We start from the raw sequence: 24804 nt of genomic DNA, 5'->3' as shown, positions 1-24804 counted from the left end.
TTCATGCATAAAAAGCATGGGAAGATTGGAAAGATACTACAGCAATTATGTTTTGAACTTCGCCAATGCGAGTTTAAATAAATGGGGTTTGAATTGAGGAGGTTATTTGACATGTCGGAAGAAACAAGAAATCAAGAGGCTGCTGAAAACCAAGAGCAGCTGGACCAAATCGTATCCTTGAAAAAAGGGGACACCGTGAAAGGGACGATCGTCAAACTGGAGGACAACCAAGCTTATGTAAGCATTGGATATAAATATGACGGCGTAATTCCTGTTCGCGAACTGTCTTCTGTACAACTTGATAATGCATCTGATGCGGTTCAGGTTGGCCAAGAGGTAGAGTGCAAAGTCGTTAGCATTAACGACGATAAGGAAAGCCTGGTTCTTTCCAAGCGCGCGATCGACACCGAGAATTCATGGGAAGAGCTTGAGAAGCATTTTGCGGATCAGGACGTATTCGAAGTAACGGTGGCTGACGTGGTTAAAGGCGGACTCGTAGCTGATGTTGGTGCACGCGGATTTATTCCTGCATCCATGGTAGAGCGTCATTTCGTCGAAGACTTCAGCGACTACAAAGGCCGCACGCTTCGCGTGAAAGTGAAGGAACTGGACCGCGAGAACAACAAAGTGATTCTTTCCCAGAAAGATGTTCTGGAAGAAGAGTTCGAAGCTAACAAACAAAAAGTAATGTCCGAGCTTCAAGATGGCCAAGTGCTGGAAGGTACAGTACAACGCCTTACGCAATTCGGCGCATTTGTTGATGTTGGCGGCGTAGACGGATTGGTTCACGTATCCGAGATCGCTTGGAGCCACGTCGACAAGCCTGCTGATGTATTGTCCGAAGGCGATCAAGTGCGTGTGAAGGTACTGAAAGTAGATCCTGAAAAAGGCAAAATCAGCCTCAGTATCAAAGCAGCCGCTCCAGGTCCTTGGGAAACAGCTGGCGAGCAATTCAACACTGGCGACATCGTAACAGGCGTTGTAAAACGTTTGGTTAATTTCGGAGCTTTCGTTGAGCTCGCACCAGGTGTTGAAGGTTTGGTTCATATCTCCCAAATCTCCCACAAGCATATCGGTACACCGCAAGAAGTATTGAAAGAAGGCCAAGAAGTTCAGGTTAAAGTGCTTGATATCAACACTTCTGAGCAACGTATCAGCCTGAGCATCAAAGAAACGGAAGAAGCTCCAGCTCAAACTCCTCGAGCTGAAAAACCGTCCAAAGGTCCTAAAATCGACCTGAAAGACAATCCGAACGTTTCTTTGAACAATCAAGGCATGAGCGTTACGCTTGGAGAGCGTTTCGGCGATAAGCTGAGCAAATTCAAGTAAGCCCGGGAACAGTTTTGTTCGGTCTATTGACCTATCATAACGAAGTCGGCGAACCCAGAAATCTGGGTTCGCCATTTGTTTTTTTAGGGGACGAACGTTTACGGATGTTGTAACATGGGGTAGAGCATAATAGAAATAAGGATGAAAGGTTAGCCAATTGTAACGTTTTTTGCTATGATGATAATCGTAAGAATTGACAGGAGGAGTGACTATGGCAAGACCCGTAGTGGCTATCGTTGGACGGCCTAACGTCGGTAAATCGACCATATTTAACCGATTGATTGGCGACAGATTAGCCATCGTTGAAGATAAACCGGGTATTACCCGTGACCGGATTTACGGTAGTGCCGAATGGAATGGTAAAGCGTTCAGTGTCATTGATACCGGCGGTATTGAAATTGATGGCGATGACATGATATTGAAATCCATACGCATGCAGGCCGAGCTTGCAATTGAAGAAGCGGACGTCATCGTATTTATGTGCGATGCAAAGGCAGGGGTTACCCAATCGGACGAGGAAGTTGCACAGATTCTGTTCCGTTCAGGTAAACCTGTCATTCTAAGTGTAAACAAAGTGGATAATTTGAAGCGCGTTGATGATATCTATGAGTTCTATTCCCTCGGATTTGGCGATCCTGTCGGAATATCGGGCAGTCACGGCACAGGGATTGGCGACCTGCTGGACGTTGTAGTTGAGAATCTGCCTGAGCTGGAAGACGATGGATATGACGAGGATGTTATTCGAGTTGCCCTGATTGGCAGACCGAATGTGGGCAAGTCCTCCCTGGTTAATGCCATTTTGGGAGAAGAGCGTGTCATTGTCAGTGACGTTGCCGGCACTACACGCGATGCGATCGACACGCCGTTTGAGAAGGATGGGCAGCGGTATGTGCTCATCGATACGGCAGGCATGCGCAAACGCGGGAAAGTCTATGAGACCACAGAGAAATACAGCGTCATGCGTGCCATGCGCGCTATCGAGCGTGCGGATGTTGTTCTCGTCCTCATAAACGGGGAAGAAGGCATCATCGAGCAGGACAAGCATATTGCCGGTTACGCCTATGAGGCCGGTAAAGCATCGTTGTTCGTTGTGAACAAATGGGATTTGGTCGAGAAAGAGGACAAAACGATGCAGCAGTTCGAGAAAAAGATTCGGGATCATTTCTTGTTCATGACCTACGCGCCGGTTGTGTTCTTGTCGGCCAAAACGAAGCAGCGCTTGCAAAAGCTGCTCCCTGTCGTTAAGCATGTGGCTGATCAGCATTCACTTCGTATACAGACACACCTCCTTAATGATGTCATATCCGATGCGATTGCCATCAATCCGCCTCCAACGGATAAGGGAAGAAGATTGCGTATTAACTACTCAACACAGGTTGCGGTTAAGCCGCCGACCATGGTCGTATTTGTCAACGATCCCGAATTGATGCACTTCTCATATGAGCGTTACCTTGAGAACAAGATTCGGTCCGCGTTTGACTTTGAAGGTACACCCATCAGGATATTTACTCGAAGAAAGTCTGATGAGAGTTAGGGGAGAATAGCTTGATTTTGGAGATCGTAGCGATAGTAGTGTGTTATTTACTCGGTTCGGTAAGCTTTAGCGTACTGCTTGCCAAAATCCTGAAAGGGATTGACATTCGTCAGCATGGCAGCGGCAACGCCGGGGCAACCAATACCCTTCGTGTCCTGGGAAAGGGACCTGCCATACTTGTATTGGTCTTGGATGTAATTAAGGGCATCGCTGCGGTTTGGATCGGACGATGGCTCGGGGGGGACAATGACTGGCTGCCGGGATTGTGCGGTATTGCGGCCATTATCGGTCATAATTGGCCTCTATACTTCCGTTTTCGAGGCGGAAAAGGGATTGCAACCGCCATTGGAGTGCTTGCTACGCTTTGCTTTATACCCGCGGTTATAGCAGGCATTATCGCAATTCTATCCATTGTTTTTACCCGTTATGTATCTTTGGGTTCCCTTATTTTTGTAGTGCTTACCCCTGTTTTTCTATTGATCGCGGATTATTCGTGGCCAATCTTTTGGACGAGCTTCATCATATGTGTATTCGCCTTCTGGCGGCATCGCTCGAATATCGTAAAGCTTGTGCAGGGGCGTGAAAACAAGCTGGGTTCCGGAAAAGGAAAGGGCAAAGGAGGGAAGCGCGTTGTCTGACAAAGTCGCTGTTCTGGTGGCAGGCAGTTGGGGAACCGCTTTGGCAAGTGTTCTCGCTTATAATGATCTGGATGTTGTCGTCTGGACAAGAACAGAGGAACAGACTCGTGAAATTAACGAGTCGCATACCAACAACCGTTATTTACCCGGGGTGGAGTTATCACCGAATATCCGCGCTACAACCGATATGAAAGAGGCTGTCTCGTCGGCTGCTGCTGTGGTTATCGTTGCACCTTCGTCCGCGATGCGGGAAGTGACGGGGCAGCTGAAGCAGTTTTGGACCGAGGACATGCTGGTGATTCATGCGACTAAAGGATTTGAAATTGAATCCTTGAAGCGGATGTCCACCGTCATATCCGAGGAGCTTGGCTGTGAGGAAGGCCGCGTGGTGGTATTATCAGGACCCAGCCATGCGGAGGAAGTGGTCAGACGCTGCCCGACAACAGTCGTTGTGGCGTCTTTGGATGCCGAGGCGGCTGTAGCCGCTCAGGATTTGTTTATGAACACATATTTCAGAGTGTACACGAATCGGGATATGATTGGTGTTGAGCTGGCCGGTGCCTTGAAGAATATCATTGCTTTGGGCGCCGGGATGTCCGACGGACTAGGCTTCGGTGATAATGCCAAGGCAGCGCTTATTACGAGAGGTTTGGCAGAAATTTTGCGAATCGGCATGGAAATGGGCGCGAATCCAATGACGTTTGCCGGGCTTGCAGGGATCGGTGACCTCGTGGTTACCGCCACTAGCCAGCACAGCCGAAACTGGCGGGCTGGTTCGATGCTGGGTCAGGGTAAGAAGTTAGATGAGGTTCTGGGTTCCATGGGTATGGTTGTGGAAGGAATACGCACGACCCAAGCCGCACATGCCATCTCCGAGAAATACGGCGTACAGATGCCGATTGCCGACCAGCTGTACCATGTGTTGTTTAAAGACCGCAATCCCCGCATCGCTGTTGAAGCCTTGATGGGCAGGGATCCCAAGACCGAGATGGAAATGATGCCGCTTGAAACATGGGAGCAATGGCACACCTAGCTTATTCACCATTCTGATGATTGACTCATATATTGATGTGAGGATGTCGGAGGAGGGGTGGAAATGAGCAAAAGCTTTCACAAGGATGTACTGAATGCAATTAACAAGAAAAGCGGCAAGAAAATTTCTTCAGGGGCTGTCAATAAGCTGGCTAGCACGGTTAAGCCGTCTACAATGCAAAATGAAGCCCAGCTCCGCCAGTTGATCAAGCAGGTATCTTCGATGGCAAACATACCTGTTAGTGAGGACACGATCCAGGAGATTGTCGGCGCGGTGAAGAAGAGTGGCATGAATCCGAGCAATATGGAAGCCTTGATGAAAATGATGATGAACAAATAAGATACGATGATAATGTTGAACAAAAGACGCTCCTGATGGGATAGCGGCTTTTGTTCTTTTTTTCGACATACCTGAGGTGAGGCGCTATCATTTTCGTGATATAATAGGTTGAAATTGATGAGAGATTGGAGAGTTTCGTGACATGGATCCAATGCAAAAGATGTGGCTGTCCCTAGTCGCATTATTGATTATGGCACTGTCCGTCATTGTGGTTACGCTTGCGCGAAGCAAGACCAAGGGTTTTCTGCGCGGGGCACTGTCGTTCGTAGCCTTTATGATGATGATTTTCGGTTTTATTATTGGACTGGCCTCCATCATATAACGTAGGTAGCCAATCCGGACGATACGGTAAAGGGGTGCAGCATGACGCTGAATGATCTGCCAGAATTGGAGAATGTGTTAGCTACTGCCATTCATAAGATGAATCAGGCACCTAATGCTTGGCTGCTAGGTGGAAGCTGCAGCTTGCTTCTTCAGGATGTAACATTGGACAAGCCGCCGAGAGATATCGATATCTATACCGATGCAGGGGGTGTACAGCCTTTGCATGAGTCGCTGGCTTCGATGGCCGTGGATGCTCCTCACTTAGACCAAGAAGGGATATATTCTTCGATTCTGAGCCACTATGAAATAGAGAAAGTCCCGATTGAACTGGTAGGCGGATTTGAAGTGAATTCAAACAGGTCCTCTTACTGCGTTGAGATCGAGCAATTGCTGTATCCTGCAGCACTAGAGAGTCATATACAGGGCGTCACGGTGCGCCTGATGCCGTTATCCCATGAACTGGTGTTTAATGTGCTTCGAGACAGGCCGGATCGATACGTCGCCATTGCGGAAGCGATCCGACGGGACGTGGACCATCATCTGCCGCTTCTGCAGCAGTTGTTAAGCCGGAACCATCTGCATGGGGAGCATCGAATGATTTTAAACCGATTAACCGGATTGTAACCGAAGTGCTGTGAAAAATGGCCAGGGAGCTTAGCAGAATGTGTACATAAGAAAAGGAGCGCGTTACCGTTGGACTATGAGGTGCTATTTCAGCCGGATCAGAAAAAGGTCAAGGTTCGTCCGCACACGATTGTTCTGGATGCCTCGCGTCGGGCTGGTGTGCATATTCCTACCCGTTGCGGAGGCAAAGCCGGTTGTTTGATGTGCAAGATCATCGTTCCGAGCGAGGAGCGCAATCATTGCTCTGCTCCGGAGCCCAAGGAAATCAGGAAGCTTGGGACTTCGATGATTGAACAAGGTTACCGGCTATCCTGCCAGACGAGAATTACGAATCACATTAAGGTAATGATTCCCGAGGATCCGCTCAAAGCTGCGATACGCAAACAGCTGGAAGCTGCGAGAAACCGGGAGTCCGATGACTTTATTTAAAGCGAAGGATGATGTTAGTTGAGTATGATCACTTGGATGACCCAAGCGGCAGCCCGTTCGAAGCGGACGTCTGCAGTCTTAATCCTGGTGCTATTTCCGATGTTGCTGACAGGATGTCTTTATCCTGACGAGAAATTGCAGGAGAACAAGGTTTCGTATAGGGAAAGTGTCAAACGGATACAATCGGCTGTAGATGATTTTTATAAAGAACAGGGAATCTTGCCGTTAATTACAGCGGGTCCGGAAATTCCGCGGTATGAGAAATACCGGGTCGATCTGGATCAGCTGAAGAACCGGGGATACATCGACCAAATTCCGAATACGGCATTTGAGAAGGGCGGCAGCGGATATTTTCTCATTATTAATGAGGAAACCGAGCCAACTGTGAAGGTCATGGACTTAACCACGGCCCAGAAGGTGAATGACGTTCAGAGAGCCGTGAATGTGTACAAAATGGCGCATGACAACGCCCTTCCTGCAGGAGAAGCCCTCTACCCGGGGTATACGGCAGTGGACCTGTCCAAGACCGATGCCAAATCCATTACATTGATGAGTGTATACTCGGGTCAGGAGATGGCCTTTATGATGGATGAAGAGGGAACGGTGTACGCCGATTATGCCTTTGATATTATGCAGGCGATCCAGAAAAACGGTTCCGACCCTCAAGAAGGAGAGGATTTACGGGTGTTCCTGGAGCAGGAATCCTATTATGTGCCCGTAAAATCCGTACCTTATACATGGAAGGATGGGCAGCCCGTTGCTCAGCCGCTATCCTAAACCTATACCCGCCGTTATCGGCGGGTATTTTTGTTGATCCCGCATGGTGACCCATATCGGTTGAGGAATGAGTATGCGGAAGCCATGATGCGTGCCTACATTTTTTCCATGAAACCCTTCTTCGATAGATTTTTTTGAAAATGGTTGAATCTCTTTGGAATATCTATTAAAGTGCGCGCATATTCATAATCTGAAAGAGTAGTGCGGGCAAGAGCCGGTTGCCCACATCATGAGGCATACGAAAACGTCTGAAGGCGCACAGCATGAAGATAAACCGCGCCCCAGCGGTAGTTTTCTTTGCGGTATCGATGGCGGTGTCTAGTTGGTTTAGGCCTGTTCGATATCTTAAAAAAAACTGGACGGACTTTAAGGGGCAACCGTCATATTTTTGAACCCGGTACATATGATGTTACTAGTCCAAATGCATGTACGAGTTACGCCGCTTTGCCGTTTCCATCAAAACTCATGGAACACCGGCGGCGGGATGCTGGCGACATTGTAAAGGCTGCTCATCTGTTGCAATGGCTTTGGCTATGAGTGGAACACGAAGCGGATGCTCTTAAAGCATTTTTCCTTCGGAGTAATTTGAGGAGGGGATCTCTTTTGGAAAAAGTGGACATTTTTAAGGACATTGCCGAACGGACCGGAGGGGACATTTACTTAGGTGTTGTCGGTGCCGTCCGTACGGGAAAATCAACCTTCATCAAGCGGTTTATGGAGACGGTTGTTCTCCCGAACATTACGAACGAGGCGGATCGAGTAAGAGCTGTCGATGAGCTGCCTCAAAGTGCTGCAGGGAAAACAATCATGACAACCGAGCCGAAATTTGTGCCAAACAATGCGGTACAGATCAAAGTTACGGAAGGTCTTGAGGTCAACGTCAGATTGGTGGATTGTGTAGGCTATGCCGTTGAAGGCGCTAAGGGCTACGAGGATGAGAATGGCCCAAGAATGATCTCGACGCCATGGTTCGAAGAGCCGATTCCGTTTCAGGAAGCGGCAGAAATCGGAACCCGCAAAGTCATCCAGGAGCACTCCACACTTGGCGTTGTCGTCACAACAGACGGAAGCATTGCGGAAATTCCGCGAAGCTCTTATGTTGACGCTGAGGAACGAGTCATCGAGGAACTGAAGGAAGTCGGCAAGCCATTCGTGGTGGTCATTAACTCGACGCGTCCACGCAGTGAAGAAGCGCTTCAGCTGCGTAATGAGCTGGCTGAGAAATACGACATTCCAGTAATGACACTAAGTGCAGCTACGATGACCGAAGATGATGTAACCGGTGTTCTTCGTGAAGTATTGTATGAGTTCCCAGTGCATGAAGTGAACGTCAATCTGCCTAGCTGGGTTATGGTGCTTAACGAGAACCACTGGCTGCGCAGCAACTATGAGAACTCGGTCAGAGATACCGTGAAGGATATCCGCCGTCTGCGTGACGTGGATCGGGTGGTCAGCCAGTTCATGGAGTATGACTTCATCAACCATGCTGGACTTAGCGGCATGAATATGGGTCAGGGCGTTGCCGAGATCGATCTCTTCGCACCTGATGAACTGTATGACCGGATCTTGATGGAGGTTGTGGGTGTCGAGATTCGCGGTAAAGATCATTTGCTGCAGTTGATGCAGGAGTTCTCCCATGCCAAACGGGAATACGACCGCTTTGCTGAAGCGCTTGAAATGGTTAAAACGACAGGTTACGGTATCGCTGCTCCTTCCCTGGCTGAGATGGCGCTGGATGAGCCTGAGCTTATCCGTCAAGGCACTCGCTTCGGGGTAAGATTGAAAGCGACCGCGCCTTCCATCCATATGATTCGAGTCGATGTGGAATCCGAGTTCTCGCCGATTATCGGCACAGAGAAGCAGAGCGAAGAGCTTGTGCGCTATCTGATGCAGGATTTCGAGAACGATCCGATCAAGATTTGGGAATCCGATATATTCGGACGCTCGCTGCACTCGATCGTCCGTGAAGGCATTCAAGGCAAAATCGCGATGATGCCTGATAATGCGAGATATAAATTGCAAGAAACTTTAGGTCGGATCATCAACGAAGGTTCCGGCGGTTTGATCGCGATCATTCTTTAAGTGAGTATCGATAAGGTGTTGAATACGCAGTCGCTAACGGGTCTAAAGTCCCGATTAGCGGCTGTTTTTCGTGTTTTCTTTGGTTGGGCAGAGCAAAACGCTTGAAATTATGAGGTGGCTGTATTACTATAAATTTGTTCCGCGTCATGCATTCTAAACGCGAGATAGGGGTAAAATACCCGATTGCACGTATAATTTGCGGTAAAACGGAAACAGTGAATAGCAAGTGGAGCACATTCCTTATTGGGGAGGTGAAAGAATGAATAAATCGGATCTGATTACACAAGTAGCTGAATCTACTGAGCTTTCCAAGAAGGATGCAACTAAAGCGGTTGATGCCGTTTTCGATGCAATCTCCGAAGCTTTGCAAAGTGGAGACAAGGTACAGCTGGTCGGCTTTGGCAACTTCGAGGTTCGCGAGCGTTCCGCACGGAAAGGCCGCAACCCGCAAACAGGTGAAGAAATCGAAATCCCTGCGAGCAAAATTCCTGCATTTAAACCTGGTAAAGCGCTCAAAGACGGAATCAAATAAAGATTTCTACATATTACCTAAGAGCACAGGTCGTGAATTCGTTCACGGCCTTTTCTTTTAGCTTACGGTGAGGAGGTCTGAACAATGGAGAACGTTCAAAACGGGGATTATTTTATCGTTAAAGCGCTGGACCATGGCGTGCAGGTGATTGGCCTTACCCGCGGTCAGGACACCCGGTTTCATCATACCGAGAAGCTGGACAAAGGCGAGGTCATCATCGCCCAGTTCACGGATCATACATCTGCGGTCAAAATCCGCGGCAAAGCTGAGGTCATGACCAAACACGGGAAGATTGAATCCGGCATCTGATTAGACTTATCATCTTGGCTAAGCCCCACCAAATTGGTGGGGCTTTTTTATGTTTGATGTTTCCGTGGAAAGATTGTGTGTTAATCAATTGTTAAAGGACCCTTGTTGGATTCGCGAACGTTGTATATACTAGCGGAATGAATAAAAATACGAAAGGATGTTTAAAGAAATCATGGCAAAGCAATTTAGAGAGGGACAATATGTGGTGGTCCCTGAAAATCCGGTATCCCTGTTTCTGTTCAGCAGTACTCGCTCCGGCTGGATTTGGCTGCTAGTGAGGCTGTATCTCGGTTATTCTTGGTTAACGTCGGGGCTGAAAAAGCTGACGGCGGAAGCCTGGACGGGAAGCGAAGCCGGCGCGGCCATTCAGGGGTTTGTCGGGGGAGCGCTGGCTAAGGCGGAAGAGGGGAAGGACGTCACCGGATGGTATGCTTCTTTTCTCGAAGGGTTTGTGCTTCCCAACGCCAAGCTGTTTTCGTATATGGTGTCCTTCGGTGAGGTGTTGGTCGGACTCGGGCTGATTTTGGGTCTGCTGACGGGCATTGCCGCGTTTTTCGGCGGATTAATGAATGCCAGCTTTTTATTCGCGGGCACGGTAAGCTCCAATCCGTTATTCTTTATATTGGCCACATGGCTGGTAATGGCCTGGAAAGTGGCGGGCTGGTATGGTCTGGACCGTTGGGCGCTGCCGCTGCTGGGTACGCCTTGGAGCCGCAGGCGCAAGGATCAGGACATTCCAGAATAAATTTGATTTTACTCTAAAAGTAACATTCGTCACTTTTGCAAACGCGTTTGTCAAGTACAATTCCAACAGACCGCGGCCATGAAATCCTTTAATCTGAAATCAGATCAATTGGATAAAGGATGATGGTCATGGGAATCCGAGCTTTTTTTAAACTGGTGGAAATTCAGACAAAGGTAGCCAGCATGATTCCGTTCCTGTTCGGAACTTTGTATGCACTGTTTCGTTTTCAGCAGTTCGATGGGTATCATTTTGCCCTGATGCTCGCATCATTGCTGTCGTTTGATATGGCAACGACGGCAATCAATAACTATTACGATTATAAAAAAGCGATTAAAAAGAACGGCTTCGGTTACGAGGAGCACAATGCCATTGTACGTTATAATCTTAAGGAGCCTGCCGTGGTGTCCGTCATCATCTTGCTGCTCTTGACAGCCATTGGTGCGGGGATCGCGCTATTCCTCTCTACGGGCTGGTTGATCCTGCTGCTCGGGGGATTGTCTTTTGCCGTAGGGATATTATATTCGTTCGGACCGATTCCGATCTCGCGGATGCCGCTAGGCGAGCTGTTCTCCGGATTGTTTATGGGATTTGTCATTATACTTATTTCGGCTTGGATCCATGCGGAGGGAAGCTATCTGGCGGTTTTGGACCTGCACGGCAGCGTTCTGTCCCTTCAGGTGAACCTTCCTGAGGTACTGCTGCTGCTGGTGGTATCACTGCCGGCCATACTTGGGATTGCCAACATCATGCTGGCCAACAACATCTGCGACATGGATGAGGATATGGAGAATAAGCGGTATACGCTGCCGGTATATATAGGATTCAGACCTTCTCTAAAGCTGTTCCGAATTCTGTATTGTCTTGCATATCTGGACCTGGCGGCTCTTCTCCTGATGAAGGTGCACCCCGTGTTAGTGCTTCTGGTGTTTGTCACCCTTGTCCCGATTTATAAAAAAAGCGCCGTTTTCACCGCCCATCCTTCCAAAGAGAAGACATTTGTGATCGCGGTGCAAAATTTCGTGCTCATGAATCTGGCGCGGATCGCCGCGCTGGGGGTAGCAGTGGCATTGACTTGACCCTTTTTTCTAAACCGAATACGGTTCGTTTTACCTGAAGCAGGCATAGCCTGCTTTTTTTCTTTATACAATGAGGTATGGACTAATGAGGACCAGAAGAAACTAGGAATAGAGGAGGTTTAGGATATGAAGCACTGGCAATCTGTACGAGCCGTACTCCTGCCCGCGGCGATTGCATTCATCATGCTCGCACTGTTAATGGGGCTTCAATCGCAAGCCCGTTATAAGGTCGGCGCTGTGACAGCGGCGATACCCTATCACAGCCGCGAATTAAGCGATGCCGGATTAGTGGACTCCCTAAAGAATCTTCCTCTTCATCTGAAAATAAGCCGGGCAGATTATGATGAAGGCGCGTTGACGCTGGATATCAAATTGAGCGACCCCGCGGAGACGGCCGCCGAGGTTTATGAGGATATCGCCAGCATTATGTCCTTTACGTTCGAGGGAACGGATAATGTGCAGCAGTTGTATCTAAGAGTAGTAGCCATCGATCGTTGGGGAGGGAAGCGGTATATGCTGCTGGCTTCGAATATGAGCAAGGATACCTGGGACTCACGCTATGCAGAAGCTCTAACCCAACTTGAGAACGGCGATGTTCCGCCATCTATTGCCGCCGCTCTTAACCTAACGTTTACGAATCTTTGGCTAAAGCAGTTCAGCAGCCCATGATAGGGGTAAAATAGTAAGTGACAGGGCATGTACGTGTCTTGAACATGTGTTATAATAGATTGGATTGTGGGCTCAATTGGACAAAAGAACATCAAGTGCACGGAGGCTGAGAATGAAATCGTATCGCGTACCAGAACTGGCAGAGAAATATTTAAATTATGATATGATTCAAAACCACACGGAACTTCCGAATTTTCCGGATGCCCGTGTTCATTTGCTATACATATTTTTAAAGGATTCGGGACGAAATCTTGCCGGTCATGAAGAATTGTACGCACTGGTTACCTCACTGGTTCAAGTGGGACTCGATACGCATGAGAGCATCGACGTTACGGAGGGCAATCAAGGAGAGGCGATGATGCGATCCCGGCAGTTAAAGGTGCTTGCAGGGGATTACTTCAGCAGTCGTTTTTATCAACTCCTTGCCTTAAAGGGCGAAATTGCTGTCATCTCGCTTCTTAGCAAGGCTGTTAGCGATGTGAACGTGTTGAAGATGAGATTGTACGGCAAAATGAAGAAAACGCTGCTGCCTTCTGAAGAATATCTACGGCTAACGGTACAGCTGAATATGCAGCTGTTTCTTTCTTTTACTCCGCTGCTTGAGAAGTCCGTACAAGAAACATGGGAGAAGCTGCTCAAGGAATTTACGGAATGTGAAACGCTTGTGCGGGAGATGGAACGCTGTGCGACGCCTGAAATTGGCAGATGCGGTTACGTGTACTGGCATCTGATCGAATCGGGGAGCGACGAGGAACGGAAAATGCTGGTTAGCAAGAAGACGGATATGAAGGACTGGAGGAAGCTGATCCTGAGGCACAAGGTTTCGGAGAAGCTGCTGGACAAGCTGCGCGAATCCGTTAATGCCGTACAGCTGCTGCTGGCAAGCCGTGTAGGAGAGAGCCCGTACGCCGGTATGCTGGACCCGTTCCTGAAACGGCTCAGCACGTATAGGTCCGTCGTAAGTGAAGGGTAGGGGGATGCTGTGGATAATCAAACAACGAAGTTAGACATGAATAAACATGATGGCAAAAATCCGAAAGAGCAATACGTCCACTCCGTCTTTGAAAGCATTTCGGGAAAATATGATATTATGAATGATATTCTGAGCTTTCGAAGACATAAAGCCTGGCGCAAGTTTACGATGAAAAAGATGAATATGCGCCAAGGCAATACAGCTATCGATTTATGCTGTGGTACTTGTGACTGGACGATCAGTATGGCCCAGGCAAGTGAATCAGGACACATAGTCGGACTCGATTTCAGTGAGGGGATGCTGAATGTCGGCCGGGGGAAGGTTGCCAAACAGGGGCTGGACCAACAGATAGACCTGGTTCAGGGAAACGCCATGAGCCTGCCGTTCGAAGACAATCAGTTCGATTACGCGACGATCGGTTTCGGTCTTCGCAATGTGCCGGATTACATGCAGGTTCTGCATGAGATGAAACGCGTGGTTAAGCCTGGCGGGATGGTTGTATGTTTGGAATTGTCCAAGCCGACTTGGCAGCCGTTCAAAGGCATTTATTATTTCTACTTTCAACAAGTGCTGCCTCGGATGGGGAAACTGGTAGCCAAGCGTTACGAGCAGTATAAGTGGCTGCCGGAATCGCTGGCTTTGTTCCCAGGACGAGAGGAGCTTGCCGAAGCTTTCCGTCAGACCGGACTTAAACAGGTTCAGGCCTATCCCTTGACTGGTGGCATAGCAGCCTTACATATTGGGATCAAGGAGAATCTGGATGTTTAAGAAAATAGGAACTTATCTTGAAATGATTAAAGTGGAGCATACACTGTTTGCTCTGCCTTTCGCTTTTATGGGGGCGATTCTAGGATCGGCCGTAGTGTTTGACCAATTACCATCCTGGGGAGATATCGGCTGGATCTTTCTTGCCATGTTCGGTGCACGCAGCGCTGCGTTCGGATTGAATCGGCTTACGGACCAGCATATCGATGCCAAGAACCCCCGCACCGTAAATCGCGCCATTCCGGCAGGGCTGCTGAAGCCGCTGGAAGTTATCTTATTCATTATTCTGTCTTTCGCGGTGTTTTTCTGGGCCACTTACATGCTGGATCCATTTGCTTTCCGTTTGCTGCCTATCGCTATTTTTATGCTTATTATTTATTCATACACCAAACGGTTTACTTGGCTTTGTCATCTGGTGCTCGGGCTTACAACAGCGTTGGCTCCTCTTGGCGGATGGGTTGCGGTAACCGGTCAAATCGACTGGAAGGCCATTGTGTTCTATATCGCGCTTGCGTTCTGGACGGCGGGATTTGATATTGTCTACGCTTGCCAGGATGAGAAGTTTGATGCAACAGAAAAGCTGTACTCAATTCCATCCCGGTTCGGCTTGCATAAAGCATTGTGGTTCGCACGCGGATTTCACATTGTAACGGCCATCGGCTTTATCATTCTTTTCTTTGTCACGCCGGTTGGCTGGTGGTATCTGATCGGCATGATCATCGCCTGCGGAATTTTGTTCTATCAGCATTACATCTTGTCGCCTAACGATATGAGCCGTCTGCAAACCGCCTTTTTTACGATGAACAGTACACTGAGCATCATCCTGTTTGTATTCACTTTAATTGATTTGGTGGTGCGGTATATCTGATGAAATCCATGCGCAGAAAAAGCTGGGTTGTCGGTATTACGGGAGCCAGCGGCAGCATCTACGGTGTTCGCCTCACCGAGAGCTTGCTCTCGCTGGGTTATGATGTGCATTTGATCATTTCCAATGCGGGGTGGCGTGTCCTGAAGGAGGAGATGGGCTTTCAGGCAGGAAACCGCGAAGAAGTGCTGGCCGAGAAATTCGGCGGATACGAGGGGAGTGTGATGTACCATCCGATCTCCGACATCGGGGCCACGATCGCCAGTGGATCTTTCCTGGTGGAAGGCATGATCATCATGCCATGCTCCATGGGGACATTATCCTCAGTGGCACACGGATCTTCCGACAATCTGATGGGACGCGCCGCGGATGTGATGATGAAAGAGGGCCGTCCTCTGGTGCTTGTCCCGAGAGAGACGCCTCTGCATGCCATTCACCTGGAGAACATGCTGACGCTGGCCAAGCTTGGTGTCAAAATCATTCCCGCGATGCCCGCGTTCTATTACGGACCGAAGACCATTGATGATATCGTGAATTTTCTGGTCGGCAAGGTATTGGACAGCTTGCGAATCGAACATCAACTGTATACGAGATGGGGAGACTAGCAGGCCCGGGGTGCATCGAAGGCGTTAGCGGCTGTTGAAATGACGACTCTACGAACCTGTGCTGCGATTTTGACGAACGACAACAGGAAGGGTTAAGCTTATATTTCAAGTCGTAGATCAACTTGGCCTGCTAAGATCGCAAGGTAGTGCCGGAGTTATGGAATGAGAATCTAAGCATATGGGTGAAAAGATGAAACGATTTGACATATTCGGAACATTAAAAAAAGATATGGACGTTATCGAGAAGGAACTCTATCTCAGCGTCGAGGGCGACAGCCCCGAGCTAACAGAGACTTCCTTGCATCTGCTTAGAGCAGGAGGCAAGCGGCTTCGTCCTGTTTTTGTACTGATGGGCGGTAAGTTCGGCGACTATGACATTGACAAGCTGAAATATGTGGCCGTGCCGCTCGAGATGATTCACAGCGCATCGCTCGTTCACGATGACGTGATCGATGATGCGGACACGCGGCGCGGGAAGCCAACGGTAAAAGCGAAATGGGATAACCGGATTGCCATGTATACCGGCGACTATATTTACGGCAAGGCGCTGGAGTTGACGACCCACCTGAAGCAGCCAGAGATTCATCAGATTCTCGCCAAGGCCATAGTCGAAATGTCTATCGGCGAAATGGAGCAGATTCGCGATTTCTTTAATACCGATCAGGACGTCAGAAGATATCTTCTTCGCATTCGTCGCAAGACGTCGCTCTTGATCGCCGTCAGCTGCCAGCTCGGAGCACTGGCTGCGGATGCAGACCGCAAGGTCGCAAACAGCCTGTATCGATTCGGATATAACGTCGGCATGGCCTTTCAGATTCAAGACGATCTTTTGGATCTATGCGGGACGGAGAAGCAGATTGGCAAGCCGCCGGGGAGCGATATGAGGCAGGGGAATATTACGCTGCCCGTTATATTTGCGCTCGAAGATAGCAAGCGGAGGGAGCCGCTGCTGCAAGAGCTGGATCGGATTCATACACTGAATGGTCTGTGTGATGTGACTGACGCTGTGAAGCTTGTAACCTCTAGCGATGGTATATCGAGATCTGAGGCACTAGCTGATCAGTATATCCGTAAAGCATTGGACGCATTGGATACTTTGCCTGACATCAAGACCAAAAAACAGCTTAGAGATATCGCAAATTTTATTACGAAGCGGTCATATTAGCCTTAACCATGAGGTTGCTTTCTGTTAAAATACGGGTACAAACATGTAACATCACCTGAGCATGGAATGATTGTTCAATATCCTAGAATGAGGGGAAGCGTGATGAGGCCAATGGAACGTACTTTTTTAATGATTAAACCGGATGGTGTACAGCGTGGGCTGATCGGCCGAATCGTCGGCCGTTTGGAGGATAAAGGATTCAAGCTGGTTGCAGGCAAGTTCCTGCAGATTTCAGACGAGCAGGCCAAGCGCCATTATGCGGAACATGAAGGCAAAGATTTTTTTGAAAACCTGGTTGGGTTTATAACGTCCGGACCGGTGTTTGCGATGGTTTGGGAAGGGGACGACATCATTGCTTTGTCCCGCCAAGTGATCGGCAAAACGAATGTGAAGGATGCGCTGCCCGGGACGATTCGGGGGGATTTTTCAGCCCATACCCCGCACAATCTGATTCATGGATCGGATTCACCGGAGAGCGCGCAACGCGAAATGGCCAATTTCTTTGAAGAGAAGGAATTGATTGAGTATAACAAGACGCTGTCCCCTTGGCTGTAAGCTAAGGAAGCGGCATAATCTGATTAAACAGGATGATACGATGACGGAACATGAACCTGTGCTGGATGATCCGGATTACATCGGCTTTGTTCGCAGTATCGAACGGAGCACGGGGATCAATCTGGCAGATTATAAAGAGGCGCAGATGAAGCGAAGGCTGACAACGCTGCGTTTGAAGAAGGGGTTTGAAACCTTTTCGGCTTTCTATGACGCGATGATGAAGGACAAGCCATTATTTCATGAGTTTTTGGACCGGATGACAATTAATGTCTCGGAGTTTTGGCGCAATCCCAACCGGTGGGAAGTTCTCCGTGACAAAATATTACAAGAGATATCCCGGCAGAATCCCGGGATATTGAAAATATGGAGTGCCGCCTGCTCCACGGGTGAGGAGCCATTTACGCTTGCCATGATACTGTCCGAACAGAACATGCTGAGCCGTGCGCGTATTGTGGCGACAGACATTGATGATGGGGCATTACATAAAGCGAAGGAAGGCCTATATGTCGAGAGGTCGTTGAAGGATGTGCCTCCGGATGTAGCCGCCCGCTATTTTAAGGAAGAAGGTTCGGTGTATCGCTTCAGTGAGCATTTGAAGAAGGAAGTAACCTTTCATAAGCAGAATTTGCTGACGGACCGGTTTGAGACTGGATATGATCTGATTGTTTGCCGAAACGTGATGATTTATTTCACGGAAGGGGCCAAGCATAAGCTGTACCAGAAGTTTGCGTCAAGCCTGAAGCCAGGCGGATTTTTGTTTGTGGGCAGCACGGAGCAGATCTTTAATCCTGGACAATATAATCTGGAGAGCAACGAGACTTTCTTCTACCGCAAAATTTAATAGAAATGGCTATCATAACGCATAAGCGCTTTTCAATCCGGAGGATGAGAGGCGCTTTTGCTTGTCCCGTGGCATTCTTGTCAAAGCGTTAGACCTATACTATAATGAGCAGAAGATATTTACGGAGTTTAGCGGTTTAACGCTTAAAAGTTTAAAGGGGGAAAAGCATCATGAGCTTACGCTTTTTAACTGCTGGGGAAACACACGGTCCTCAGTTGACTACCATAATCGAAGGACTTCCAAGCAATTTGGAGCTTGATTTTGAAGCATTGAACTTTCAGCTTCATCGGAGACAGAAGGGATATGGCCGGGGCCGCCGCATGCAGATCGAGAAGGATACCGCGCAAATCCTTGGGGGTGTGCGTCACGGATATACAACCGGTGCGCCAATCGCGTTGGTCGTGCAGAATAACGACTGGAAGCATTGGCAGAACATTATGAATGTGGAGCCGATTGAAGGTAACGACGAGGTGAAAAGACGGGTGCACCGCCCAAGACCGGGGCATGCTGACTTGAACGGCGGTTTGAAGTACAACCTGAAGGATCTGCGTAATGTGCTGGAACGCTCCAGTGCCCGTGAAACCACAGTCCGCGTAGCGGTTGGCGCTATCGCCAGACAATTCCTGGCACAATTCGGCGTCAAAGTGGCAGGCCAGGTCATCCGGATTGGCGAGATCGAAGCTCCCCCGCATAATCTTTCGATTGATGAGCTGATCGAGCGTACGGAAGCCTCCTCGGTTCGCGTCGTGGATGAAGAGACGGAGAAGAAGATGGAAGCCTACATAGATCAGATCAAAAAAGAGGGCGACTCCATTGGCGGCATCGTGGAATGTATCATCGAAGGCTTGCCGGTCGGACTGGGCAGCCATGTCCAATATGACCGCAAGCTGGATGGCCGCATCGCACAAGGCGTGATGTCCATCAATGCTTTTAAGGGTGTTGAGGTCGGCATCGGATTTGAAGCAGGCGAACTGCCCGGTTCCCAGGTGCATGACGAGATAATGTATAGTGAAGAGCGCGGATACCACCGCGCAACCAATCGCCTGGGCGGATTTGAAGGCGGGATGACCAACGGCATGCCGATCGTTGTTCGCGGCGTCATGAAGCCGATTCCAACGCTGTACAAGCCGCTTCAAAGCGTGGATATCGATACGAAGGAAGCTTTCACGGCTCAGGTTGAACGCTCGGATGCCTGTGCGGTTCCGGCAGCCAGCGTTGTTATGGAGCATGTGGTGACTTGGGAGGTAGCGAGGGCGTTTCTTGAGAAGTTTGGCGGTGATTCGATGGAAGAAATTCATGCGAATTACCAGAACTACCTGAAGCAGCTGGAGCACTACTGATATGAGAACACTTCAGGTGGAGCTGGGAGAGCGTTCATATCCGATTTATATCGGAGCGGGGATTTTGGATACGATTGGTGAGTTAAGCACGAAGCATGGAATTACACGCAAGAGCCCGCATTTGATCGTAACGGATGATAAGGTAGCACCTCATTATTTGTCTCAAGTGGAGGAGCAGTTAAAGTCGGAAGGATATACGGTTATTTCTCACATTGTCCCCTCCGGTGAATCCTCCAAATCGCTTCAGGTCTATGAAGAGGTAATGACGACAGCGATCAACGGTAAGCTGGACCGCAGCTCGGCAGTATTTGCGCTGGGCGGCGGTGTTGTGGGTGATTTGGCCGGATTCGTCGCGGCAACGTACATGCGCGGCGTGACATTTGTTCAGATCCCGACCACTATCCTGGCCCATGACAGCAGCGTCGGCGGCAAAGTGGCGGTCAACCATCCGTTAGCTAAAAATATGATCGGCGCGTTTCATCAACCGGTGATGGTGGTTTACGATGTGAATACGCTGATGTCTTTGCCTCCGCGTGAGGTATCTTCTGGTCTTGCAGAAATGGTGAAGCATGGCTTGATCCTGGACCGTGATTTTGCCTATTGGTGCCGGGAGAACGGCTCGAAGCTGCTGAGCCTCGATCCCGATACACTGATATACGGCCTGGAGCGCGGATGTGCGATCAAGGCGAACGTCGTATCCCAGGATGAGCGGGAAGGTGGTTTGCGTGCCATCCTTAATCTAGGGCACACCATCGGCCATGCCATTGAAGCGGTTGGCGGCTACGGACGCTTTTTGCACGGTGAGGCGATTGCAATCGGAATGGCGGGCTCGGCCCGTCTTGCCGAAAAGCTTGGCAGATCTGCGGATCTGTACAACGAGACAGTGAGCATGCTGAAGGCGGTGAATCTGCCGGTAACCTTGCCGGGTGACGTCTCGGTTGAGCGGATTATGGATGCGATGCAGCACGATAAAAAGTTTGCCGAGGGGAATATGGTATTTATCGTACCGGAATCCATCGGCTCCGTCAGCATCGTTAAGGATGTACCGGTAGAAGCTGTTCGAACTGTGGTCGAACAGTTGAAGGGAGAGGGATAGTTCATGATGAATCGGGGAATCCGGGGGGCGACAACCGTCACCCGTAACGATGAGCAGGAGATTGTACAGGAAACGCTGCGGCTGCTTGAAGAGATGGTGAGACGCAACGAGCTCCAGCCGGAGTATATCAGCAACATATGGATTACGATGACACAGGATCTGGATGCGACGTTTCCGGCCAAAGCGATACGCCAACTGGAGGGCTGGGATCTCGTCCCTTTAATGTGTTCGGTTGAAATACCGGTTCAAGGCAGTCTGCCGCGCTGCATCCGGTTTATGGTGCAGGTCAATACGGACAAAAGCCAGAGCGAGATCAAGCATGTGTATTTGAACGAAGCCAAGCGGCTGCGTCCGGATTTATCAGGCTCCAACGCTTGATGTTGAAATTTAGGGTTGCAGTAACACGGCATCATCCTGTATAGTGATATCAGAATAGCTGAGTAGAGTTAGGTTTTACAGATGAGTTGAGTTGAGAAGAGCTGAGGCATTTTAGGTAATAACATAATCGGGATTAAGGATGAACTTGATTTCATGATGAATAGTACAGCACGTTCACACGGCTGGTTACAAGCCTATTTCTTGTATCCGTCTAAGGAACAACAGCCGCTGTAGTTTGTCGTTGAATAGTTGGAATTCCTTGACCACGCTCTTTTTTCATAGACTTATTCTGAACGTTAACCTCTACTTCGGTAGAGGTTTTTTTGTTGTTGTATACGATCAATTAAGGAGGGATTGACATGGCGAATCCATCAATGGAGCAAGTGGTGGCTACGGCAGGTGAATATAACCTGATTCCGGTAGCGATCAGACTGTTAGCCGATATGGAAACCCCGATTCGCATTTTTCAGCGGTATGCGGAACGGAAGCGGGCATTTTTACTTGAAAGCGTTGAGGGTGGAGTACAGTGGGCACGGTATTCGTTTATCGGAACAGACCCCTTCTTAATGATCACGGGTAAAAAAGGCAAGATCGAAATTGAAAGGAACGGAGAGCGTTCCCTGCTGAAAGGAAAGCCTGTCGAGGAGTTAAAAGCGCTGCTGCGAACGTACCGCAGCCCGCAGCTGAAGGAGATGCCACCTTTTACCGGAGGGGCTATCGGATTTTTTGGATATGACCTGCTCCAATATTATGAGAAGCTTCCGGCACATGCGATGGACGATCTCGGAATGGATGATATAAGGTTCATGTTTTGCGATCAAGTCATTGTCTTCGACCATGTGAAACAGCAGATCATGCTGGTTGGCAACGTACACGTGAAACCGGGTGATTCGGACGAAAACATTCGGCAAAGCTATCGGGATGTATGCCGCACCTTGGAAGAAGCAGCCGAGCAGCTGCAAGAGCAGGGACCGCGGGAGAACGTGAACTCCAAAGGCATTCCGGCGGATGTTGATATGGGCGACATTCAATCCAATATGACAAAAGAGAAGTACCTCTCCAACGTGGAGCAAGCGAAGGAGTACATTCGCGCAGGGGACATTTTCCAGGTGGTATTGTCTCAGCGCTTCCATATTGAGACCGAAGTATCGCCGCTTCACGTCTACCGAGTATTGAGAACGCTGAATCCTTCACCGTATATGTATTATCTCAAAATGGACAACGACATTATTGTGGGCACATCGCCGGAAGCCCTGGTGAAGGTGGATGGACGAAGACTGGAAACAAGACCGATTGCAGGCACCAGGCCTAGAGGCAGCGATGAGGCCGAAGACCAGGCGCTGGCCGATGAGCTGCTGCAGGACGAGAAGGAACGCGCCGAGCATTTGATGCTGGTGGATCTGGGGCGTAATGACCTGGGCCGTGTGTCAGAGTTCGGCACGGTGAAGTGCGACACGTTCATGGAGATTGAAAAATACTCCCATGTGATGCATATGGTATCCAGCGTATCCGGTCAACTGAGTGAGGATAAGGATTTCTTCGATGCTTTTCTGTCCTGCTTGCCGGCAGGGACGGTATCCGGAGCTCCGAAACTTAGGGCAATGGAAATCATTGCGGAGCTAGAGCGGGAGGCCAGAGGTGCGTATGCCGGGGCCATCGGTTATCTCGGCTTTGGCGGCAATATGGATTCCTGCATTACGATCCGTACGATCATTTTCCGTCAGGGTAAAGCTTATGTTCAGGCGGGGGCAGGCATCGTATGGGATTCGGTACCGGAGAAGGAATATGAAGAAACCGTCAACAAAGCCAAAGGGATGCTGAAGGCGATCCGCGTCGCGGAAGCGATGTTCCCGTCCAGCACGGATGCTAACGATTTAATTAATCAGGATTATCTGTACCAATACACACCTTAAACCGAAGGAGGAGAACGTAATGAACGTCATGGAAACGATGCAATCCAGCCTTACGAAGCTGATTCAAGGTCAAGATTTGAGCCGGGACGTAGCACGCGGGGTCATGCAGTCCATTATGGAAGGCCAGGCAACCCATTCTCAAATCGGGGCGCTGCTTACTGCTTTGAGAATGAAGGGGGAGACGGTCGAAGAGATCACCGGCTTCGCCGAGGCGATGCGTGGTGCGGGCGGGCGCGTCGTTACCGAGCGAAACCAGCTGCTGGATACATGCGGCACCGGAGGATCCGGGATTCATAAGTTTAACATCTCTACCGTATCCGCCATAATCTCCTCCTCGGTATCGGTCAGAGTGGCCAAACACGGCAACCGCTCGGCATCGGGACGGGCGGGCAGCGCGGATGTGCTGGAGGCGCTGGGCGTCAATATCCACTTGACGGCAGAGCAAGCCACAGCCTGTCTGAACGACATCGGAATCTGTTTCCTGTTTGCCCAAATCTATCATCCATCTATGAAACATGCGGCTGCTCCTCGCAAAGAGCTCGGGGTTCGAACCGTATTTAATATGCTGGGGCCTTTGACAAATCCGGCGGGTGCTGATCGGCAGATGCTCGGGATTTACGATATGAACAAAACGGAAACCATCGCGCAAGTGCTCAAGGAGCTTGGCTTAAAGCGGGCCATGGTGGTGACCAGCCATGATGGTTTGGATGAAATCAGCATCTCTGAGCCTACGCGAGTCTCCGAGCTCCGCGGCGGAGAAGTCCGAACTTATGATATTCATCCGCATGATCTGGGACTGTCAATTCATCCGATGAGCGATATTCTGGGCGGTGATGCCAAAGAGAACGCAGCCATCATCGGATCGGTGCTGCGTGGTGAGCGCAGTGCATATCGGGATATCGTGCTTGCCAATGCCGGTGCCTGCATCTATGTGTCTGGGCTTGCGGATAGTTTGGCCGAAGGTGTGCAGCGCGCAGCGGGAGCCATCGATTCAGGGCTGGCTCAGTCCAAGCTGGAGCAGTTGATCTCAAGAACGGGGGAAATGAGTTATGTATCTTGATCGAATAGTCGAAACGAAGCGCAGAGAGGTTGCCCAACTGCGAGAAACATTCAGCATCTCGGAGGCCAAGAGGCAAATCGCGGATTTACCGCCGACTCTCGGTTTTGAGAAGGCGTTGTCCACGGGGCGTAAACGCAGCATGGGGTTAATCGCCGAGGTGAAGAAGGCTTCGCCATCCAAAGGGTTAATTCGTCCGGACTTTGACCCGATTATGATCGCCAAAGCTTATGAGGCAGCCGATGCCGATTGCCTATCCGTGCTGACCGACAAGGACTATTTTCAGGGTAGTGGAGAGTATTTGAAAGCGGTAAGGGCGGCTGTCAATATTCCTTTGCTGCGCAAGGATTTTATTATCGACGAGACTCAGATTTACGAAGCGCGCCTGTTGGGTGCGGACGCGGTTCTCTTGATCGCGAGCATACTGGAGCCGCAACGGATCGCGGAGTTTATAGACATCGCCGGCTCTATTGGCTTGGATTGCCTGATTGAGGTCCATGATGGGCAGGAGCTGGAATCGGTTCTTAAGCTGGGAACAGCTCAGCTTATCGGAATTAACAACCGCAATCTGCAGACCTTTGAAACATCACTGCAGACAACGGCGGATATCGCGGCACAAGTTCCGCAGGGAGTTACGTTGATCAGCGAGAGCGGAATATCAGGCCCCGCCGATATTTCCTACTTGCATTATGTTGGGGCACATGGTGTTCTGGTAGGGGAGCATTTCATGCGCCAGCAGGATGTGTTCCGTGCAGTAAACGATCTGATGGGACCCTTGCCGATCGCTGCAGACATAGAATAAAGGGGATAT

General features: G+C 49.6%; 28 protein-coding genes. All 28 read left to right on the top strand.

Going from position 1 to position 24804, the window contains the following annotated elements; translation table 11 throughout:
- The first annotated feature begins 111 nt into the window (after window positions 1-111).
- The 28 genes from rpsA to trpC all read left to right on the top strand — a co-directional run bounded on the left by rpsA (window position 112) and on the right by trpC (window position 24795).
- Window positions 112-1329, top strand: a complete 1218-nt coding sequence (gene rpsA, locus J7E85_RS05850) for a 30S ribosomal protein S1 (RefSeq protein ID WP_215155934.1) — start codon at window positions 112-114, stop codon at window positions 1327-1329.
- A 211-nt stretch (window positions 1330-1540) separates the two neighbouring features.
- Window positions 1541-2863: a ribosome biogenesis GTPase Der gene (gene der / locus J7E85_RS05845; RefSeq protein WP_215155932.1), complete on the top strand. Its 1323-nt coding sequence runs from the start codon at window positions 1541-1543 to the stop codon at window positions 2861-2863.
- Between the two features lie 11 nt (window positions 2864-2874).
- Window positions 2875-3501, top strand: a complete 627-nt coding sequence (gene plsY / locus J7E85_RS05840; protein WP_215155930.1) for a glycerol-3-phosphate 1-O-acyltransferase PlsY — start codon at window positions 2875-2877, stop codon at window positions 3499-3501.
- The gene (locus J7E85_RS05835) at window positions 3494-4534 is read left to right on the top strand and encodes an NAD(P)H-dependent glycerol-3-phosphate dehydrogenase (protein ID WP_215155928.1); all 1041 of its coding nucleotides are present in this window, start codon (window positions 3494-3496) and stop codon (window positions 4532-4534) included. Before plsY ends, J7E85_RS05835 begins: the two co-directional genes overlap by 8 nt.
- A 63-nt stretch (window positions 4535-4597) precedes the next feature.
- Window positions 4598-4873, top strand: coding sequence for a stage VI sporulation protein F (locus J7E85_RS05830; RefSeq protein WP_006209456.1), 276 nt, complete (start codon window positions 4598-4600; stop codon window positions 4871-4873).
- 142 nt (window positions 4874-5015) lie between these two features.
- The gene (locus J7E85_RS05825) at window positions 5016-5195 is read left to right on the top strand and encodes a DUF2768 family protein (protein WP_071223929.1); all 180 of its coding nucleotides are present in this window, start codon (window positions 5016-5018) and stop codon (window positions 5193-5195) included.
- Between the two features lie 41 nt (window positions 5196-5236).
- Complete coding sequence (locus J7E85_RS05820; RefSeq protein ID WP_215155926.1) at window positions 5237-5821, top strand: hypothetical protein; 585 nt, start codon at window positions 5237-5239, stop codon at window positions 5819-5821.
- A 69-nt stretch (window positions 5822-5890) separates the two neighbouring features.
- Entirely contained in the window at window positions 5891-6250 is a 360-nt protein-coding gene (locus J7E85_RS05815; RefSeq protein WP_215155924.1) for a 2Fe-2S iron-sulfur cluster-binding protein, read from the top strand.
- Window positions 6251-6274: 24 nt separating this feature from the next.
- Window positions 6275-7027: a hypothetical protein gene (locus tag J7E85_RS05810; protein ID WP_251035509.1), complete on the top strand. Its 753-nt coding sequence runs from the start codon at window positions 6275-6277 to the stop codon at window positions 7025-7027.
- 603 nt (window positions 7028-7630) lie between these two features.
- On the top strand, window positions 7631-9109 hold the full coding sequence (gene spoIVA / locus J7E85_RS05805; protein ID WP_076320959.1) for a stage IV sporulation protein A: 1479 nt from the start codon (window positions 7631-7633) through the stop codon (window positions 9107-9109).
- Between the two features lie 259 nt (window positions 9110-9368).
- The gene (locus tag J7E85_RS05800) at window positions 9369-9641 is read left to right on the top strand and encodes an HU family DNA-binding protein (protein WP_006209463.1); all 273 of its coding nucleotides are present in this window, start codon (window positions 9369-9371) and stop codon (window positions 9639-9641) included.
- A gap of 84 nt (window positions 9642-9725) precedes the next feature.
- Entirely contained in the window at window positions 9726-9950 is a 225-nt protein-coding gene (gene mtrB / locus J7E85_RS05795) for a trp RNA-binding attenuation protein MtrB (RefSeq protein ID WP_071223937.1), read from the top strand.
- 172 nt (window positions 9951-10122) lie between these two features.
- Window positions 10123-10695 carry a DoxX family membrane protein gene (locus J7E85_RS05790; protein ID WP_076320960.1) on the top strand — a complete coding sequence of 191 codons (573 nt, stop codon included), beginning with the start codon at window positions 10123-10125 and terminating at the stop codon, window positions 10693-10695.
- 128 nt (window positions 10696-10823) lie between these two features.
- A complete protein-coding gene (locus J7E85_RS05785; RefSeq protein ID WP_215155922.1) occupies window positions 10824-11771 on the top strand; it encodes a 1,4-dihydroxy-2-naphthoate polyprenyltransferase in 948 nt (315 codons plus the stop codon).
- Window positions 11772-11897: 126 nt separating this feature from the next.
- A complete protein-coding gene (locus J7E85_RS05780) occupies window positions 11898-12440 on the top strand; it encodes a hypothetical protein (RefSeq protein ID WP_215155920.1) in 543 nt (180 codons plus the stop codon).
- 112 nt (window positions 12441-12552) lie between these two features.
- Window positions 12553-13413 (top strand): heptaprenyl diphosphate synthase component 1, encoded by an 861-nt coding sequence (locus J7E85_RS05775; RefSeq protein WP_215155918.1) that lies wholly within the window; start codon window positions 12553-12555, stop codon window positions 13411-13413.
- Window positions 13414-13449: 36 nt separating this feature from the next.
- The gene (locus tag J7E85_RS05770) at window positions 13450-14181 is read left to right on the top strand and encodes a demethylmenaquinone methyltransferase (protein ID WP_215155916.1); all 732 of its coding nucleotides are present in this window, start codon (window positions 13450-13452) and stop codon (window positions 14179-14181) included.
- On the top strand, window positions 14174-15046 hold the full coding sequence (locus J7E85_RS05765) for a UbiA-like polyprenyltransferase (protein ID WP_215155914.1): 873 nt from the start codon (window positions 14174-14176) through the stop codon (window positions 15044-15046). The genes J7E85_RS05770 and J7E85_RS05765 overlap by 8 nt, the downstream gene beginning before the upstream one ends.
- Window positions 15046-15648: a UbiX family flavin prenyltransferase gene (locus tag J7E85_RS05760; RefSeq protein WP_213645127.1), complete on the top strand. Its 603-nt coding sequence runs from the start codon at window positions 15046-15048 to the stop codon at window positions 15646-15648. Before J7E85_RS05765 ends, J7E85_RS05760 begins: the two co-directional genes overlap by 1 nt.
- 190 nt (window positions 15649-15838) lie before the next feature.
- Window positions 15839-16813, top strand: a complete 975-nt coding sequence (locus J7E85_RS05755) for a polyprenyl synthetase family protein (RefSeq protein ID WP_215155912.1) — start codon at window positions 15839-15841, stop codon at window positions 16811-16813.
- Between the two features lie 111 nt (window positions 16814-16924).
- Window positions 16925-17368 carry a nucleoside-diphosphate kinase gene (gene ndk, locus J7E85_RS05750; protein WP_215156237.1) on the top strand — a complete coding sequence of 148 codons (444 nt, stop codon included), beginning with the start codon at window positions 16925-16927 and terminating at the stop codon, window positions 17366-17368.
- A 40-nt stretch (window positions 17369-17408) separates the two neighbouring features.
- Window positions 17409-18209, top strand: a complete 801-nt coding sequence (locus J7E85_RS05745) for a CheR family methyltransferase (RefSeq protein WP_215155910.1) — start codon at window positions 17409-17411, stop codon at window positions 18207-18209.
- A 170-nt stretch (window positions 18210-18379) separates the two neighbouring features.
- Entirely contained in the window at window positions 18380-19549 is a 1170-nt protein-coding gene (gene aroC / locus J7E85_RS05740; protein WP_215155908.1) for a chorismate synthase, read from the top strand.
- Window position 19550: 1 nt separating this feature from the next.
- A complete protein-coding gene (gene aroB / locus J7E85_RS05735; protein ID WP_215155906.1) occupies window positions 19551-20645 on the top strand; it encodes a 3-dehydroquinate synthase in 1095 nt (364 codons plus the stop codon).
- Window positions 20646-20648: 3 nt separating this feature from the next.
- On the top strand, window positions 20649-21023 hold the full coding sequence (gene aroH / locus J7E85_RS05730) for a chorismate mutase (RefSeq protein WP_009595253.1): 375 nt from the start codon (window positions 20649-20651) through the stop codon (window positions 21021-21023).
- Window positions 21024-21382: 359 nt separating this feature from the next.
- Window positions 21383-22936, top strand: coding sequence for an anthranilate synthase component I (gene trpE, locus J7E85_RS05725; RefSeq protein ID WP_215155904.1), 1554 nt, complete (start codon window positions 21383-21385; stop codon window positions 22934-22936).
- Window positions 22937-22955: 19 nt separating this feature from the next.
- On the top strand, window positions 22956-23996 hold the full coding sequence (gene trpD, locus J7E85_RS05720; protein WP_215155902.1) for an anthranilate phosphoribosyltransferase: 1041 nt from the start codon (window positions 22956-22958) through the stop codon (window positions 23994-23996).
- Complete coding sequence (gene trpC / locus J7E85_RS05715; RefSeq protein WP_215155900.1) at window positions 23986-24795, top strand: indole-3-glycerol phosphate synthase TrpC; 810 nt, start codon at window positions 23986-23988, stop codon at window positions 24793-24795. The genes trpD and trpC overlap by 11 nt, the downstream gene beginning before the upstream one ends.
- The last annotated feature ends 9 nt before the right edge of the window (window positions 24796-24804 follow it).

Origin of the sequence: Paenibacillus sp. ISL-20 (assembly GCF_018613005.1) — a bacterium.
Lineage (GTDB): Bacteria > Bacillota > Bacilli > Paenibacillales > Paenibacillaceae > Paenibacillus_AQ.
The sequence above is the reverse complement of the archived record's forward strand: the minus strand, read 5'-3'. Positions and strand labels throughout refer to the sequence as shown.

What these genes read in the sequence shown, in the direction of transcription:
- rpsA (WP_215155934.1), top strand. Translation starts at nt 112, where the DNA reads ATGTCGGAAGAAACAAGAAATCAAGAGGCTGCTGAAAACCAAGAGCAG.
- der (WP_215155932.1), top strand. Translation starts at nt 1,541, where the DNA reads ATGGCAAGACCCGTAGTGGCTATCGTTGGACGGCCTAACGTCGGTAAA.
- J7E85_RS05830 (WP_006209456.1), top strand. Translation starts at nt 4,598, where the DNA reads ATGAGCAAAAGCTTTCACAAGGATGTACTGAATGCAATTAACAAGAAA.
- J7E85_RS05825 (WP_071223929.1), top strand. Translation starts at nt 5,016, where the DNA reads ATGGATCCAATGCAAAAGATGTGGCTGTCCCTAGTCGCATTATTGATT.
- J7E85_RS05820 (WP_215155926.1), top strand. Translation starts at nt 5,237, where the DNA reads ATGACGCTGAATGATCTGCCAGAATTGGAGAATGTGTTAGCTACTGCC.
- J7E85_RS05810 (WP_251035509.1), top strand. Translation starts at nt 6,275, where the DNA reads ATGATCACTTGGATGACCCAAGCGGCAGCCCGTTCGAAGCGGACGTCT.
- J7E85_RS05800 (WP_006209463.1), top strand. Translation starts at nt 9,369, where the DNA reads ATGAATAAATCGGATCTGATTACACAAGTAGCTGAATCTACTGAGCTT.
- mtrB (WP_071223937.1), top strand. Translation starts at nt 9,726, where the DNA reads ATGGAGAACGTTCAAAACGGGGATTATTTTATCGTTAAAGCGCTGGAC.
- J7E85_RS05790 (WP_076320960.1), top strand. Translation starts at nt 10,123, where the DNA reads ATGGCAAAGCAATTTAGAGAGGGACAATATGTGGTGGTCCCTGAAAAT.
- J7E85_RS05785 (WP_215155922.1), top strand. Translation starts at nt 10,824, where the DNA reads ATGGGAATCCGAGCTTTTTTTAAACTGGTGGAAATTCAGACAAAGGTA.
- J7E85_RS05780 (WP_215155920.1), top strand. Translation starts at nt 11,898, where the DNA reads ATGAAGCACTGGCAATCTGTACGAGCCGTACTCCTGCCCGCGGCGATT.
- J7E85_RS05775 (WP_215155918.1), top strand. Translation starts at nt 12,553, where the DNA reads ATGAAATCGTATCGCGTACCAGAACTGGCAGAGAAATATTTAAATTAT.
- J7E85_RS05770 (WP_215155916.1), top strand. Translation starts at nt 13,450, where the DNA reads ATGAATAAACATGATGGCAAAAATCCGAAAGAGCAATACGTCCACTCC.
- J7E85_RS05765 (WP_215155914.1), top strand. Translation starts at nt 14,174, where the DNA reads ATGTTTAAGAAAATAGGAACTTATCTTGAAATGATTAAAGTGGAGCAT.
- J7E85_RS05760 (WP_213645127.1), top strand. Translation starts at nt 15,046, where the DNA reads ATGAAATCCATGCGCAGAAAAAGCTGGGTTGTCGGTATTACGGGAGCC.
- J7E85_RS05755 (WP_215155912.1), top strand. Translation starts at nt 15,839, where the DNA reads ATGAAACGATTTGACATATTCGGAACATTAAAAAAAGATATGGACGTT.
- ndk (WP_215156237.1), top strand. Translation starts at nt 16,925, where the DNA reads ATGGAACGTACTTTTTTAATGATTAAACCGGATGGTGTACAGCGTGGG.
- J7E85_RS05745 (WP_215155910.1), top strand. Translation starts at nt 17,409, where the DNA reads ATGACGGAACATGAACCTGTGCTGGATGATCCGGATTACATCGGCTTT.
- aroC (WP_215155908.1), top strand. Translation starts at nt 18,380, where the DNA reads ATGAGCTTACGCTTTTTAACTGCTGGGGAAACACACGGTCCTCAGTTG.
- aroB (WP_215155906.1), top strand. Translation starts at nt 19,551, where the DNA reads ATGAGAACACTTCAGGTGGAGCTGGGAGAGCGTTCATATCCGATTTAT.
- aroH (WP_009595253.1), top strand. Translation starts at nt 20,649, where the DNA reads ATGATGAATCGGGGAATCCGGGGGGCGACAACCGTCACCCGTAACGAT.
- trpE (WP_215155904.1), top strand. Translation starts at nt 21,383, where the DNA reads ATGGCGAATCCATCAATGGAGCAAGTGGTGGCTACGGCAGGTGAATAT.
- trpD (WP_215155902.1), top strand. Translation starts at nt 22,956, where the DNA reads ATGAACGTCATGGAAACGATGCAATCCAGCCTTACGAAGCTGATTCAA.
- trpC (WP_215155900.1), top strand. Translation starts at nt 23,986, where the DNA reads ATGTATCTTGATCGAATAGTCGAAACGAAGCGCAGAGAGGTTGCCCAA.